The 14704-nt window shown below is 46.4% G+C and carries 11 protein-coding genes; 3 read left to right on the forward strand and 8 right to left on the reverse strand.

What is annotated here, in order from left to right; genetic code table 11:
- Window positions 1-66 precede the first annotated feature (66 nt).
- Window positions 67-1668 (forward strand): murein biosynthesis integral membrane protein MurJ, encoded by a 1602-nt coding sequence (gene murJ / locus ADN00_RS09640; protein WP_075062756.1) that lies wholly within the window; start codon window positions 67-69, stop codon window positions 1666-1668.
- A gap of 202 nt (window positions 1669-1870) precedes the next feature.
- Here the strand turns inward: murJ and ADN00_RS09645 are convergent, their stop codons facing one another.
- The 8 genes from ADN00_RS09645 to ADN00_RS09680 form a co-directional block, all read right to left on the reverse strand.
- The gene (locus tag ADN00_RS09645) at window positions 1871-2704 is read right to left on the reverse strand and encodes a carbohydrate ABC transporter permease (protein ID WP_075062757.1); all 834 of its coding nucleotides are present in this window, start codon (window positions 2702-2704) and stop codon (window positions 1871-1873) included.
- Between the two features lie 2 nt (window positions 2705-2706).
- Window positions 2707-3582, reverse strand: a complete 876-nt coding sequence (locus ADN00_RS09650; protein ID WP_075062758.1) for a carbohydrate ABC transporter permease — start codon at window positions 3580-3582, stop codon at window positions 2707-2709.
- 60 nt (window positions 3583-3642) lie between these two features.
- Window positions 3643-5010 (reverse strand): ABC transporter substrate-binding protein, encoded by a 1368-nt coding sequence (locus tag ADN00_RS09655; protein WP_075062759.1) that lies wholly within the window; start codon window positions 5008-5010, stop codon window positions 3643-3645.
- A gap of 89 nt (window positions 5011-5099) precedes the next feature.
- Window positions 5100-6077: a DUF7916 family protein gene (locus tag ADN00_RS19985; protein WP_075062760.1), complete on the reverse strand. Its 978-nt coding sequence runs from the start codon at window positions 6075-6077 to the stop codon at window positions 5100-5102.
- Window positions 6078-6099: 22 nt separating this feature from the next.
- Window positions 6100-7380 (reverse strand): 6-phospho-beta-glucosidase, encoded by a 1281-nt coding sequence (locus ADN00_RS09665; RefSeq protein ID WP_075062761.1) that lies wholly within the window; start codon window positions 7378-7380, stop codon window positions 6100-6102.
- 30 nt (window positions 7381-7410) lie between these two features.
- Window positions 7411-8346: a carbohydrate kinase family protein gene (locus ADN00_RS09670; protein WP_075062762.1), complete on the reverse strand. Its 936-nt coding sequence runs from the start codon at window positions 8344-8346 to the stop codon at window positions 7411-7413.
- Window positions 8347-8359: 13 nt separating this feature from the next.
- Complete coding sequence (locus ADN00_RS09675) at window positions 8360-9133, reverse strand: DeoR/GlpR family DNA-binding transcription regulator (protein ID WP_075062763.1); 774 nt, start codon at window positions 9131-9133, stop codon at window positions 8360-8362.
- Between the two features lie 228 nt (window positions 9134-9361).
- Entirely contained in the window at window positions 9362-10480 is a 1119-nt protein-coding gene (locus tag ADN00_RS09680) for a Gfo/Idh/MocA family protein (protein WP_201781176.1), read from the reverse strand.
- A gap of 423 nt (window positions 10481-10903) precedes the next feature.
- On the opposite strand from ADN00_RS09680, the gene ADN00_RS09685 reads away from it, so the two are divergent.
- Together ADN00_RS09685 and ADN00_RS09690 are read left to right on the forward strand one after the other, a co-directional pair.
- Complete coding sequence (locus ADN00_RS09685; protein ID WP_075062764.1) at window positions 10904-12232, forward strand: sensor domain-containing diguanylate cyclase; 1329 nt, start codon at window positions 10904-10906, stop codon at window positions 12230-12232.
- Between the two features lie 237 nt (window positions 12233-12469).
- Window positions 12470-14497: a choice-of-anchor J domain-containing protein gene (locus tag ADN00_RS09690; RefSeq protein WP_075062765.1), complete on the forward strand. Its 2028-nt coding sequence runs from the start codon at window positions 12470-12472 to the stop codon at window positions 14495-14497.
- Window positions 14498-14704 lie beyond the last annotated feature (207 nt).

Consider the following 14704-nt stretch of genomic DNA (forward strand, 5'->3'; position numbering starts at 1 on the left):
GACCCAGGCAACCTGGCTTGTTGTACAATTGGGAACATGCCACTCGAATTCAAAAACGAGGAGACCATGACCGAAAAACTTGAGCAAGAAAAAACCTCGGAACGCACCGGTAGCATCGCGCGATCAACGTTGATCGTGATGGTGGGCTGGGCGGCTTCGATTGTGATTGGCCTGTTTCGCCAGCGCATCATCGCCGGGCAGTTTGGCACCGGCGCCGAGCTGGACGCGTTCACCGCCGCAAATGTGATTCCGGAGCTGATTTTCACCATGCTGTCCGGCGGGGCATTGAGCTTTGCGTTTATGCCCGTGTACACTCAGTTCCTAGAAAAAAAAGAAGCGGGCGATTCGAACCATCTGTTCAGCAAAGTTGTTAACCTGATCTTCTTGCTGGTAACCGCCGCCTCTATTGTGGTGGCGCTGGCCGCCCCCTGGCTGGTCACGGCGCGTTGGGGCGTGGGCGCGCAGTACCCACCGGAGATCCAGGCGCTGACTATGCAGTTAATGCGTGTGCTGCTGCTCTCGACCATTTTGTTTTCTGTGAGCGGCATCCTGACGGCGGTGCTGTACGCACACCAGCATTTTCTCATCCCATCTCTGCTGCCATCCATGTACAGCCTGGGAATCATTGGCGGAGCGCTTTTCCTGGTGCCAAGCATGGGCATTTTTGGCATTGCCTGGGGCGCGGTGATCGGCGCGCTGCTGCATTTGCTGATCCAGATTCCTGGACTGCTAATTTTTAAGGTACGCTGGCAGCCAGTGTTGGGGTGGGACGCGGGCGTACGCCGTGTGGCAATCTTAATGGCGCCGCGCATTATCGACCTGCTAATGGCACGCGCCAGTATCAACTGGCTGAACGCCACCCTCAGCTCGCGGCTGGGAGAGGGTCGGCTGGCGTCTCTGGATTTTGCTTACCGTTTAATGAACATGCCCTGGACGCTGATCGGCACAGCCATCGGCATCGCCGTGTTCCCCACCATGGCGGCCCTGGCCGCCCAAAAAGACACCGGAGCGCAACGTCGGGCGTTAAGCGGCTCGCTGCGGGCGATATTAACGCTGGCTATTCCGGCCGCGGTGGGGCTGATTGTGCTGGGCAAGCCCATCATCCGCCTGCTGTTTGAAGGCGGCGAATTCACCGCCGACAGCACTAACATGGTGTATTACGCGCTGCGTTTTTACGCCATCGCGCTGATTTCACAATCCATGTTGGAAGTGGTGGTGCGGGCGTTTGCCGCGCAGCAGGATACTTACACACCCCTGTATGTCTCGTTCTTCACTACCTTGTTGAATATTGGGCTGGCGGTTTGGCTGGCGCGACCCATCAGCGCGGGCGGATTGGAGCAGGGTGGGCCGGCGTTGGCCAACGGCGTGGCGGTGTTGATCGAAGCGCTCACCGGTCTGGTCATTTTGAGCATCCGCTGGAAGGGCGTCGACGCGCGGCGCATTGGCCTGGACGCGCTGAAAGCGCTCATCGCGGCCGGTTTGATGGCGGCGGTGATCGAGGGCGTGCGCGCCTGGCTGGCCCCCGGCGACATCATGCTGATCGTGATCGGCGGCGGAGCGGGAGCCTTGGTTTACTTTGGCTCTGCGCTGCTGATGGGGATTAAAGAGATCAAAGACATCCCAATGGCGATGGTGAAGAAGTTTATGCCTGCTAAAGCAGGCAATTAAAAAATCACTGATTAGAATAGGAGCAACTGTCCTCGTACCTTAAAGGACAGTTGCTTGTTTTTAATAACTGAATCATTTTTTGGATAGAAAATTTATTCTAAGTCGACTAAGGCAAACCTGTCCAGGATTATCACCCCCCTTAGTGAACACCGCCTTACCTTTTTGGGTTTATCTTTTCTATATCAATTCAGAAAAGCAATTTTTACTCTTTTACAGCACCACTTGTCAGACCCATAACAATGAACCTTTGAGCAAACATGATCAGGAGTAACACGGGCAGGATAACCGCACTTGCCACTGCGCATGCTTGTCCCCATTCAATTCTTGTATCTGTAATAAACGCGGCTACCGCTACCGGTAAAGTCTTTGTCCTGGATCCTGCTAATATCGCGGGGTACAAAAAAGAATTCCAAGTTGTAATAAAGGTCAAAATCGCAGTGGATGCCACACCGGGAGCCGCCAACGGTAAAACAACTCGTGTTAATGCACCCAATTTTGTACACCCATCCACCATTGCACTATCTTCCAGGTCCTTCGGTATCGAAACGAAATATCCGTGCAAAACCCAGGTTGAAAATGGAATGGTTAGAGCTGTAAAAATGATCATCAACCCCAATGGTGTATCTTGAATTTTTAATTGCCCATAAAGCATATAAAGCGGAATTGCATAAGCGATTCCGGGGATAGTATAAAAAACCAATAAACTCATTAAAAGACCGGTTTTTCCTCTAAATCTAAATCGTGCAGTTGCATAAGCAGCTAACGTGCTAATTACGGTAGCGACGAAAATTGAAACTGTGGTTACCCTTAAACTCACAAATAGATACTTGTAATAAGCCCCTTCGACGAAGGTTTTTATATAATTTTGAAGCGTTGGCTTAAATATCCATATTGGCGGTATTGCAAAAGTGTCTTGCGGCTGCTTAAGCGATGTCATTAACATCCAGAAAATTGGAAACATAAAGAAAACGAGAGCGCACGCCAAAAAAGTGTAGCTAAGAGTATCTCCTATTAATTTGGTGAATTTACGCTGCATCCTTATTCCCTTTCTGGAAGCTTGATTGAGCGGATGTAAAAAATTGATATTAAGATCGTAATCAACGCCAACACCCAGGAAATTGCAGAAGCATAACCTAAAAAGAAATTCCTAAATCCTTTCGTGTAAGCATAAACGCCCAATGTAAGTGAGCTTATTCCAGGCCCCCCACCCGTCAGCGCATATACCTGGTCAAAAACCTTGATCGAATCCATAGTCCTTAACAGCAGAACAACAAGGATCATTGGCCTTAACCAAGGAATAGTAATAAACCGCATCTTGTTAATTGCCCCAGCACCATCAATTTCTGCCGCTTCATACTGTTCTTTCGGGATTGATTGTAATCCCGCCAAAAGTAACAGCATCACAAACGGAGTATATTGCCAAATATCAACAATCATACATGAGAGGAGCGCAGTTTTGGGATTACCCGTCCATACTTGTGTGGGTAGATTTAATTGCGTTGCAAAATAATTGATAATGCCAAAATCAGGATTATACATAAACCGCCACATGATTCCAGAAACAATTGGAGAAGCAAGCATAGGAACCATCAGCAATCCACGCACAATTGCCCTTCCCGGAAAATCTTTATTAAGAATATTTGCAAAGATGAAACCCAAAGTCATTTCAACAAGTATGACAATGAGGGCAAATTCGAATGTATTTTGAAGTGCTGTGTAAAAAGTGCTGTCATTAAGAATTTCTAGATAATTTTTTAACCCAATGAAGCGTAAACCTCTGGCAATGGTGTAAGAGAAAAAGCTTAATCGAAATGTAGATAGTAATGGATAAACTAAGACGACCGCGATCACTATTATGGCGGGAGCCAAAAATTGGAATGTTTCAATTCGCTTTCTAATTGACTTCGAGATCATTCGTTGCTCCAAAGACGAGCCTGGCGAAACAGTATTCCGCCAGGCTCGTGAGGATCAGGATTAGTAATAGCCCGCCTGCTGCATCAGGTCATCGATTGCTTTGTTGGCATCATCCATAGCCTGTTGAGGGGTTTTTGAACCCACTAACGCCGAGGACGCTTCTTGTGCAATGGTTAGGATAATTTGACTGGTAGCGGTAGTGGTTGGCCAGAGCTGCAAATATTGGAAGGACTCATTCAATAACTCAAATTCAGGATGAGCTTCTATCATTGCTGGATCCGAAAGGACCGCTTTTGAATTCACATTGATGCTGGCTCCATCTGTGGGGAAATACTTAAGGCCTTCTTTTCCAGTTAAGTATACCAAGAAGGAATAAGCTTCTTCCTTATTTTGGGAACTGGCGTTCATCACAAAACCCCAAACATGACCGATTACTTTGCGATTGATTGTGCCATCCTCCATCTGCTTTCCGGGGAGTACAGTTGCATTAAATTTGTCATAAATAGCTGGAGAAGCTTCTGGATTTCCAAAATCTGCATAAGCGGCATTCCATTGTAGGACCATCGCGGCTTTATCTTGTTGGAAAGCAGCCAATACTTCTGGGTATTCATAAGTCGAAACGCCTGGGGACACTACTTGTTCTTTATTGAGTAGATCGGTGAAGTAGGTCAAAGAAGCAACGCCTTCAGGACTATTAACTGTGGGGCGGAAATTCTCGTCAAGAATTTCTCCACCAAAGGACCAGAAGTAATTAATAAAATCCCAGGCAATGGATTCTGGAAGTTTCCCAAAAAGGGTGGCACCATACCGTTGATCGTTCGTTTGCTCTTTTGCTACCTGTAAATATTCGTCCCATGTTTCCGGAGCCTTTTCGATCAAATCGGTGCGATAGTAAAGAAACACTGTGTCCAGAGCCACCGGAAATCCGTAAAGGTTTCCTTTGTAGTTATAGGCTTCAACAGCACCCGGAGAAGCCCAGTCAGCCTGATCGGGTTGTGGCAAGGATGAATTTTCCATATAAGGATTCAGAGGCTCAAGCAATTGACCTTCTGCTAATTCAGCCACCCATTCCGATGGCACCCATAAAAGGTCATAAGCGCCGGTTTTTGATGTAAGTTCTGTTTTCTCTTTTTCTTGCAGAACTTCACGAGCAATTTCTTCAACAATAACCTTTTTACCGGTTAATTTCTCATACTCTTCCGCAGCCTTTCGAACTGCAGGAGCATCCGTAACCCAAACAGAAACTACAACAGGTTTAGCTTCTTCAGTGGGCTGCTCAGGCGCTTCAGCGGGTTGTTCAGCTTGCGTTGGTTGAGCCGGTTGTGCTGGAGCATTGCTCACTTCAGTGGAAACCGGAGTTGTCGGCGCACAAGCCCCTAACAAGACAGCAGCAAAAAGCAATATTGCAATAACTTTTTTGGCGTACATGTCACTCTCCTTAATCAATCTTTTTTAATGTTTGACAGCATTTTTCTAATCCATCATCAAAATAGATAGTTTTTTCACCTCCTCACGGATTATCCGATCATTGCCATGCGCCGGTAAGCATGGCGTCGTCCTTTAATTGCCATGGCAAAGGAAAGAATGTTTTCTGGTAAAGTAACCCCGCTATATCCGCCATCGCCTATTTGATATAAATCTGCTCCGGTAAGGCGACTGTCCATTGCCAAACGTCGGACAGTCTCTTCATCAGCAGATTCCTGTGAAGTCCCAATAGATACTTCAGCCAATGCCCCAAGCTGATGAGCCTTATCCACTGCCGCTCGAACCGCCTCTATTGTGGCTCCTGGCATCGTCCCTGGCGCTGCAATGGCAACCATATCGGCGCCTGCTTCTACCTGCAATTCAACTTCATCCGCTTTCATAAAATCGGGCATTCCAGGTCGGGAGCCTCCCCACGGCATTCGGCCAGCAACCAACATTGGGTCTGGGCCAAGAGCTGTTCGCAATTCGCGGATATTATCAGCCAATATTTTTGGGCTATGAGCGGGTGTACCAATCAATGTTAAGTAAGCGGCTCCTTGTTCTAAAGCCCGTTCAGCGGTGTCCGGAATCGATAGACGACCTCGTGGAGCGGTTGCGCCAGGGAAGTTGACTTCTAAACTAAGACCAACAACCCTGCCAATGGCATTTCGTAAGTCTCTAATGGTGATTCCAAACCCCATGGACGCAAAGAAAGCCGCGGTAGGATCTTCAATTTGATCGCTAGGTTTTAATGAAATTCCTTGCTTTGCCCATTCCTCAACGCCTTCAGGAGTGGATGAAAATCCAGCTACTTGAGGCCTATCCACATCATAATGGTTCATATGGACAATGTCGGCGCCGAAAGTTGCCGCCAGATTTCCGTTGTTGGTTCCATCGACCAATCCAGGACGAAAAGCAACAATTTCAGCAGATACAGCTCTTCCACCACTTACCCGTATGGCATCAATCAACTCTCTGCCTTCGAGTTTTGCCAATATCGAGGGACTTACTTCGATAATTCGTTTTGCCATGATTTTTTTACCTTTTCTTGATTTAGTGATAAAACTGGGGAAGAAAAGCCTTGTTTTCTTCAAGAATCCTGTCGAGAAGCTTTTCAGCAATATCAACCGTTGGAACCAATGGATGATTAGCAAGCGCGAGTAAGGCCTGTTCTCTTGAGCCATGGACTGCCGCTTCCACCGTAAGCTGCTCATAGGTCTTTACTACTTGAACTAATCCACGGATGCCCAATGGCAATTCGCCCATAACCAACGGATGTGGCCCTGCTGAATTGACCATCGCTGGAACTTCTACAACAACGTCATTGGGCAACCCTCCTAGAGCACCTTTGTTCCGGGTGTTCACAATGTGAATCTCTTTCTTGTCATTGGCAATTGCACTGATCAATGCACAAGCCGCATCTGAATACCATGCACCACCCCGTTGATCCAATATTGCTGGTTTTTCATTTAAGTCAGGATCTGAATACAATTCCAATAATTCACGGTCAATTTTCATAACTTGCTCAGCGCGATTGCCCGAAGTTAATTGTTTTTCCAATATGCGGTCGCGATGGTAGAAATATTGCAGATACCCTCCGGGCAGCATGCCAAGCGAACGAACCATACTTTTGTTAAACGGAAAACCTAATAAATCCTGGGCATCACCTTCTAATATTCTTTCAGTAACTTCAGCAGTTATGTCTTTACCATCTAAATACACTTTTCTCATCCATGTCAGGTGATTCAATCCAAAATAATCCATATAGATGTGTTCTACGGATACATTGTAAAGTTTGGCGAACCGCATTAAGTAAGTAATCGGGACATTACATAAACCGATCATTTGCATTTTTGAATAGCGCGACAATGCTTCGGTGATCAAACCGGAAGGATTTGTGAAGTTAATCATCCAGCCTTCTGGAGATAATTCTTCCATTTCACGAGCTGTTTCCAGCATCACGGGAATGGTACGTAATGCCATTGCAAAACCACCTGGGCCTGTAGTCTCCTGTCCTAAGATTCCAAACTCGAGTGGGATTTTCTCATCCCGAGCACGGCCTTCCATCAGGCCTACACGAACTTGAGTTACCACAAAACTCGCCCCATCCAGGGCTTCCCGGCGATTAGTGGTTAAGATAATCTCGGTATCCATTCCTGCTCGTTTAACCATCCTGCGAGCCAAATTTCCAGTAATTTCCAGGCGTTCGGAATCCACATCCATCATTACAACTTGCTTCACATTAAGTTCTTCACGACGCTTGATAAAACCATCAATCAGTTCGGGGGCATAAGTGCTTCCGCTTCCAATAACACCGATTTTCAATTCTTTCATAATGTCCTCCGCATATGAATTTAGTGGTAATCAGCCTATAGCTGAAGGGAAAATATGTTTCAAAACAAGAGATAATTCAGGAAGAGCATTGCTTTCTTTTCGAGCTGCACACAAAGCAGCAAAACCATTAGCAAAATCGGCTGTCTTTTGAAGTGGCCAACCCATTAAGACACCATAACTGAAGGCCGCTCCAAAAAAGTCTCCGGCTCCAATCAAATCGCGGGCATCTACCTTAAGCGATTTACTCTTCAAGATTTCCCCTTGAGTCAATACCAAACAACCTTGCCCACCAAGTTTCACTGTAATGATCTTTGGTCCATAATCAGCCAAAATCCTTGCAGCTTCCTCAGGATTTTGTCTTTTTGTTAAAGCGATAGCTTCTTTGCGGTCAACCAAAAGAACTTCAACTTGTTCCAATAAACTTTTAGTAATGGCACGATCTCGATATAAATCCACAGGGATTGGCAACATTTGGGTATCAAGAATGGTGTGAGCATCTGGGCGTACTTTCTGTAGAAGATTGGAAAGTTTTCCATCCCAGATTTCTGGATATAGCAGGTAGCCTCCAAAATATACAAGATCAAATTCTTCTGGATTAATCTCAAGCAAATGATCTGGATACTTAAGAAATGGGGAACAACCAATGAAACTCTTTTTTTCCTTGTCAACCACTCCGATGCAAACCGAGGTTGCTGCTGACGGTTGCCGGTGAACATGAGAAATATCGATCCCCAGATATTGAAGTTGATTCAGATAAACCTCAATTAATGGATCTTCACCAACAACACTGTTGACAGTTGTAGGGATACCCAATACCTGTAAGCCTTGTGATACATAGGTGGCAGATCCCCCCAAGCGCATTTGAATGCTTTCCGCCCAGACATTTTTTCCCAACACCGGCACACTGGCTGGATTATTAAGAATGACATCAATACAGATTTCGCCTAGAACAAGTGCTTTAGTCATAGATCAATCCAACTTAATCAATATCTGCAACACAAATTTCACAGCCGGTTTCTTCAAGTTTTTGCAACATTAATGGGTCGATCTCTGAATCGGTGATCAACTTATTCACTTTGTTTATTGGAAGGATCGGTGCCAACGATACAACACCCATTTTGGTGTGGTCAGCAACCACAATAACCTGCTCTGCCGACCTAATCATGGCCTTATACATAGACGCTTCTAATAAATCCTGGGTAGTTACTCCCCGATCCAGACTAATCCCGGTGGCACCTAAGAATAGTTTATTGATATGAATTTGCTCCAAAATGCATTCAGCAAAAGGTCCGACTAAAGCAAAAGATCTTTCAAGCATGTAACCTGAAGTGACGATTAATTTTATTCCTCCACGATTTGCAAATTCCATCGCGATATTGATCGCGTTTGTCACAACAGTTACATTTTCTCTGGCAGGAAAATTTTTTGCGATCTGGAAGCAGGTGGTTCCTGCAACCAAACCTACCGTATCCCCATCCCGAATCAAACTTGCCGCTGCTCTAGCAATGGCCTGTTTCTCTTTCTCAAATACACCTACTTTTTCAACAAAGGACAACTGCAGAGCTACGGGGTTGGACGTAACAATTGCCCCTCCAAAAGTACGAGTTAACAAGCCAGCTTGCTCCAATTTATCCAGATCTCGACGTATCGTCATTTCGGATACACTGAGACATTCACTCAACTCAGTTACTTCGACCGTCTTATTCTTTTCAAGCATTTCAAGGATTGTTTTCTGTCGCTCAGTAGCTAACATGGTTCACCTAAATGTTATTATATGTTTATTTAATGTTTTATTTTGTTTATAAAAATTATAATAGCACATTTTAGATGATTATCAACATGACATTTGTCATATCCTCGGTTTTTGTGTCTTTTCTGCTAATCTGGGAAATTTGATAAAAATGATTGTGCTTACAACAAAAGACCACAGCTATAATTTCAATTCGCTGTGGTCATCTGAAAAGCTTATTTGGTTGAAGATCTATATTGGGTTCGCCGTACTTTTTGATAATTTGATAACATCCTCTGCTGTGACTTCACGACCCAACTTATTGGACAAATAAATCCCTTCTGAAATCAGCATTGTGGTTAACGCAATTTCAGCAGTAGGCAACAAGGGAATATTTCCTCGAAGGGCTTCAATCCAGTGCTGCTGCGGTCCATCGTAGGCTATTCCGCTATTACATACATTGTGCAAACGATATCCGAAGCTTTCGAGATCAATAACTGAGTTGATATCCATTTCTTGAATGCTATGAAAAAAACCAAAGGGTTTAAGCCTTAACCCACCTTTCGAGCCAAGCATATAAGAACCACCGAATTGATCAAGATTTGCAGCCCAAGCCTCAACAATATTTAGCGCCATACCTCCTTCAAGATGAACTAATCCAACCGCAAATTCTTCAACATCAAAACCACTTTCTCGATAATGATTAGGATCTATTGGAACTTCTTGATAGGTTTTGCCACTAATCCTTAAAGGAATTGGGTTATTCAATAAATACAGGATATTGGCGATGTGATAAACTCCAACATCATATAGAGCTCCTCCACCGGCCTGGCTTAATTGAACAAAAGATGGTGATCCATACCCATCCACAAAAGGACGTCCTCTCCGCCTAAAGCCAGCCGAGCAAGCAAAATAAGTATGCCCTAATAACCCCTTCTCAATAATTTTCTTCGCCGCCTTTGTTTCATTGGTAAACAACGAAGACAGTTGAATACTTAACTTTTTTTCCGTTCTTTTGGCAGTCTCATACATCATGAGTGCATCATGATAAGTGCCCGCCATAGGCTTTTCACAGAAAACATGTTTTCCGGCTTTTAACGCTTCTAGTGTTGCTGGTTGATGTAAATTGTTGTGTAAACAAATACTCACAGCATCAATGTCTTTTATCGCTAATAATTCATGGAGATTGATCGTCCAAAATGGAATATTGTAATCTTTCGCCACTTTTTCTGTTTTTTTGGGATCTCTTCCAGCGATCCCAACCACCTCGACACCTGATATAGATTGATAAGTCTGCAGGTGAATTTTTCCAATTTGACCGACCCCAATAATTCCAATTTTTATAGTCTTTTCGCTTCTTGTGTTTTTCACCAATCCCTCCTTTAACTAATCCTTGGATTTGGAAATCATTATATGATGTTGTCTTTGGTTATCCAAGAACACCTATTTTTGGCACACAAAGTAGCAGGTTTTAAAAATTAGCTACCTCACAGCACAAAGTTTGTTGCCTATATCGCCAATACAAGGAGCTCGGCTTTTCTATTGGTACTCTGTCCCTACCAGAAAAATGGTGAAAGCCACCGATAGTCTACTTGAACGATTGTCGCCAAATTCTATTCATGCGGACACAGTCAAGAGGTTGAACTCAAGGTCGCATTGTTTGTTTTGGCTTGTAGCATCAATTTCCTTTGGTGGTAACTTGAGAGAAATTATATAATCAGTTTATAGGGTTTCGAATTGACAAACAGGCAGCCTAGGTATGATTTCCTATCAGGTGGCAGGCGAGAATATGAGTTGAATGAATTAAAGGTTCCCCAAGTTAAGACCCTGACCAGTAGCCTTTTTATTGGGTTGGTATTGGTTGGTTTGTACATCACCAGCCTGTACTCGTACCTGCTGTTCCACAGTCTGACAGAAATTTTCAGCATTGTGATTGGGTGGAGCATTTTCATTTTGGCGTGGAACTCGCAGCAGCGACTGGAAAATCACTACCTTCTGTTTTTAGGAGTTGCGTTTTTCTTTATCAGCCTGGTGGATCTGCTTCACACCCTTGCATATAAGGGTATGGGGGTCTTTTCGACACACGACGCGAACCTGGCGACCCAACTTTGGATCGCCGCCCGCTACCTGCAAAGTTCCTCTTTTCTTATCTCACCACTTTTCCTGCGCCAAAAGATGCGGCTTCCGTGGGCGCTGGCAGGGTTTACGGTCACAACCACACTGGTTCTGGCCGCGATTTTCACCGGCCTTTTCCCAGATAGTTTTATTGAGGGAGTAGGGCTGATGCCTTTTAAGGTCATCAGCGAATATCTGATTTCCTTGATCTTGATTGTAGCCGGTGGATTGTTATTCTATAACCGCGCAGCATTTGATCGGCAGGTATGGCGCTGGCTGTTCGCCTCACTGCTGTTCAGCATTGCCTCTGAGCTGACATTCACCTTCTATGTGGGCGTGTATGATTTTCTCAACCTGTTGGGGCATTTCTTCAAGATTGCGGCGTTCTACTTCCTCTACAAAGCTATCATCGAGATGGGGTTGGAAAGGCCGCAGCGGCTCTTGTTTCAAAACTTGCAAAAGAACCAGCAGGAGCTGCGCGAAGCGTTGGAGGAAGTGCAGCGATTAGCCATGCTCGATTCGCTGACCGGACTGTACAACCGCCGCCATTTCTTTGAGGGCGGCGAGATTGAGATCGAACGTGCCCAGCGATACCACCACCCCTTATCGGCCATCATGCTGGACCTGGATTACTTCAAACAGGTCAATGACCGCTTTGGGCACAACATTGGAGACCTGGTCTTAAGGGAGGTCGCTGAATGCTGCAGACAAGAAACCCGAACAGCAGATATTTTATGCCGCTACGGCGGGGAAGAATTCGCGATTTTGTTGCCGGAGACCAGCATGGAGGCGGCTATGGAAGTCGCGGAGCGCCTGAGGCAATTAATCGCGCAAATGAAATTCAGCACCGATAAGGGACCCTTAACCCTGACCGCCAGCCTGGGCGTGGCAGTCTTATGTGACTGCTGCGACAAAATGGAAATTTTGCTTTCCCACGCGGACCAGGCATTATATGAAGCCAAGCACAGCGGAAGAGATTGCGTGAGGCAATACTCCCAGCCAAATTGAAATTGCAGCTGCTTCATTAATTTTCATTTGCATTCTTGCATTCGCTTTATAGTGGACTATAATAAATAAACCAGAATTTTAATCCCCCATTAATGTTAAAAATTTCATAATCACCATCGCCGCTTCACTCCTGACCTTATATCTGCATTCAAGGAGGTGATTTTTGCGTTTTTTGATAACCGGTTGAATCCAATTCTATTAAATTCGATAGCTGCATTTTATTTTGGGAGGGAAAATATGAAATTCAAAGCGTTTTATCTTTTCACCGTGATAGCGTTGGTCTTTGGAATGCTGGCGACACCGGTTTCGGTGAGCGCGGCGCCCAAACCCCCGGATGTGAAACCCATTGATATTGGCCCCGAACTCAGAGAGTGGGAAGCCACCCCAGACCGGATCAGCGGCTCACTTGGAGAAGCAGATGCCGAAGCAGCGGAGGCGGCCGCTGCGGGCACAGACTTGTCGGAGTGCACCCTGGATACCAAATACTTCCTGGCCCTTGATGACTATCAGGGAAGATATGTAGTGACGGCTTATAATCTGGTGGCCGATGGCGCCGGCGCGCAAATTTGGGTACAGGCCAATTTGGCCTGGCCAGCGGGCGACCCCCGACCAACACCGGTCATTACCTGCGAGCAAGTCAGCTACATGCTCGGTGAATTTGAAGGCAATATCCTGCCTACCGAGACGGATTTCTTTGGTCCGCCCATGCCCCTGGATGGATCGTATGCTTACTTGCCAAGTCTGCTTGGATTGCCGGATGATTACTATTACGACGAGGCTGGACGCACGATCATCATGGTATCCAACGTTCGCGATGACCAATATTACGATCCCACGTACCCCTATTACATCGCCGGATTCTACTCTCCATCGTATGAGGTCTATTTCGACCGCAATATTATCACCATCGACTCCCTGGACTGGGCGAATCGCACCGGGCCAGACGGCACGCGTCCCTATCTCTATGAGGGCACGGTCGCGCATGAGTACCAGCACCTGCTGCACGACGATTACGACTCGGATGAGGATACCTTTGTAAATGAGGGCATGTCGGAACTGGCTGAATTTCTGACCGGTTACGGGCACCCTGACAGCCATGTTGAAGAAGCAGCCGAAAAGCCAGAGAACTCACTGGTGGTCTGGGAAGATCAAGGCGACCTGGAAATCCTTTCGGATTACGGGCATGCCTATCTCTTCCAGTATTACCTGATGGAAAAGTTTGGACAAGGTTTCATCCAGGCGCAATTCCATAACCAGGGCAACGGCATAGCCGGCGTAGACGCCACACTCAGCGAATTGGGAATAGATAAAACGTTTGCTGAGATCTACCACGACTGGGCCGTGGCGCTGCTGATCGATTCTACTAAGTACCAGGGACAGTACGGCTTCAGCACTTTCGATTTCAAACTGGATATCGGCACCCCGGCGGCACCCAACCCCGAAGCCTATGACAAGCCGGGCGCGCCTCCCTGGGGCACCGATTACATCTGGCTGGATGTGGATAAGAAAGATGTGCAAAAGCTCATCTTCAATGGCGTGGAATATTCCATGTTCCCCACATCGTGGACTTCGGATGGCGAGGTGCTGTGGAGCGGCACGGGAGACCTGGTAGACAATTGGGCGATCTTTGAGGCAACCGGCGGCGGTACGCTGACCTTTGATACCCTGTATGACCTGGAGGACTACTGGGACTTCGGGTTTGTGCAGGTCTCCACCGACGGCGGCTATACTTGGACCAGCCTGGCCAACGAATACACCACCGGCGATTACGATCCCAATGCACTTCCCAAAGTGATTGAGAATCTGCCCGGACTCACCAGCTATATCACCGCGTGGATGCCAATGTCGTATGACCTGAGTGCGTATGCCGGCCAGGATATTCTGATCGCCTTCCGCCTGGTTACCGACTGGTCTACCCACTACGACGGCTGGTACATTGACAATGTGTATGTCGATGATACGCTGATTTCGGATGGTACGGACGCCAGCGTATTCAAAGACCTGACCGAGATCATCCCCATCAACAACGATTTCACGGTCACCTTCGTAAGCATGAAACCACGCGGCAATGGCAATATGGAGCAAATTCGCACAATTAAGCTGAGCGAAGCCACCGAAGAAGGCTGGGCCGCGACCAGCAGCCTGTTCAAGAACTCGCGCCAGGTTGCCATGCTGGTAACCTATGACGCGCCAGAGGGCATCACCACCTACGCGGATTACAGCTTCGATTTTGTGTATAAGACCAAAGGACCAAAAAAGAAGTAGTTCAGGGTAAGGGGATCAGGGGGCAAAATTCAGGGGCTGTCCAAAAAGTAGCGGACAGCCCCTCTTTTTATCAAATTGATTAGAAGCTATCTCAAAAATGGTAAACTCAGGCTCAAATCCTCACGAGGAACGAGCCGATGGACCTTACAGACGAACAATGGAAAGTAATCAAACCGCTTATACCAGAACCACCGAAACGAGCCGATG

This window comes from Ornatilinea apprima (assembly GCF_001306115.1).
GTDB lineage: Bacteria > Chloroflexota > Anaerolineae > Anaerolineales > Anaerolineaceae > Ornatilinea > Ornatilinea apprima.

Excerpts from the sequence above, each read along its gene's own strand:
- murJ (WP_075062756.1), top strand. The coding sequence starts at position 67 with ATGACCGAAAAACTTGAGCAAGAAAAAACCTCGGAACGCACCGGTAGC.
- ADN00_RS09645 (WP_075062757.1), bottom strand. The coding sequence starts at position 2,704 with ATGCAGCGTAAATTCACCAAATTAATAGGAGATACTCTTAGCTACACT.
- ADN00_RS09650 (WP_075062758.1), bottom strand. The coding sequence starts at position 3,582 with ATGATCTCGAAGTCAATTAGAAAGCGAATTGAAACATTCCAATTTTTG.
- ADN00_RS09655 (WP_075062759.1), bottom strand. The coding sequence starts at position 5,010 with ATGTACGCCAAAAAAGTTATTGCAATATTGCTTTTTGCTGCTGTCTTG.
- ADN00_RS19985 (WP_075062760.1), bottom strand. The coding sequence starts at position 6,077 with ATGGCAAAACGAATTATCGAAGTAAGTCCCTCGATATTGGCAAAACTC.
- ADN00_RS09665 (WP_075062761.1), bottom strand. The coding sequence starts at position 7,380 with ATGAAAGAATTGAAAATCGGTGTTATTGGAAGCGGAAGCACTTATGCC.
- ADN00_RS09670 (WP_075062762.1), bottom strand. The coding sequence starts at position 8,346 with ATGACTAAAGCACTTGTTCTAGGCGAAATCTGTATTGATGTCATTCTT.
- ADN00_RS09675 (WP_075062763.1), bottom strand. The coding sequence starts at position 9,133 with ATGTTAGCTACTGAGCGACAGAAAACAATCCTTGAAATGCTTGAAAAG.
- ADN00_RS09690 (WP_075062765.1), top strand. The coding sequence starts at position 12,470 with ATGAAATTCAAAGCGTTTTATCTTTTCACCGTGATAGCGTTGGTCTTT.